The sequence below is a fragment of the Deinococcus pimensis DSM 21231 genome (genome assembly GCF_000519345.1).
GTDB lineage: Bacteria > Deinococcota > Deinococci > Deinococcales > Deinococcaceae > Deinococcus_A > Deinococcus_A pimensis.
Map to the genome: position 1 here is coordinate 19,011 of NZ_KI912644.1, position 715 is coordinate 19,725.

General features: G+C 67.8%; 1 protein-coding gene and 1 pseudogene. Both read left to right on the forward strand.

What is annotated here, in order from left to right:
• Positions 1-199 precede the first annotated feature (199 nt).
• Entirely contained in the window at positions 200-415 is a 216-nt protein-coding gene (rpmE, locus tag DEIPI_RS0112210; protein ID WP_027481946.1) for a 50S ribosomal protein L31, read from the forward strand.
• A gap of 85 nt (positions 416-500) precedes the next feature.
• Positions 501-715: pseudogene (locus DEIPI_RS39715) on the forward strand (thymidine kinase); the annotation flags it as partial.

Here is a 715-nt window from a genome sequence, read left to right on the forward strand (position 1 = left end):
GCCGCTCAGGGCCACGGCCGGGCCCGCCGGGACGGGCGGCGGCACGATCGACTCGAACGCGGCGGGCCGCAGGAAGTGCAGCGCGCCCGCCGAGCACATGAGGGTGGCGAGCAGAACGCGGGAGATGCGGGGCACGCATCCATGCTATACTTCTCGGGTTGCCCGCTACGCACCAAGACGTGGCGGAGGAGGAAGAAACATGAAGAAAGACATCCACCCCAAGGTCGTGCCCTGCAAGATCATCTACCAGGGTCAGGTCGTCATGGAGACCATGAGCACCAAGCCCGAGATCCACGTGGAAGTGTGGAGCGGCGTGCACCCCTTCTGGACCGGCGAGACCCGCTTCCTCGACACCGAGGGCCGCGTCGACAAGTTCAACAAGCGCTTCGGCGACAGCTACCGCCGCCGCAAGTAAGAGATCACCGGGAGCCCCCGCCACGCGCGGGGGCTCCTTCTTCATGCCCACGCGCGTCGCCTCAGGCTCTAGAATCCCTGCATCCATGCTGCGCTCTCCCTACCACGGTGGTCACCTCGAAGTCGTCGTCGGGCCCATGTTCAGCGGCAAGAGCGAGGAGCTCATCCGCCGCGTCACGCGCGCCGTCATCGCCCGGCAGAAGGTCGCGGTGTTCAAGCCCGCCATCGACGACCGCTACCACGCCACGCACGTCGCGAGCCACTCGGGCCGCCGCGTCGAGGCGCACGCGGTGCGCTCCTC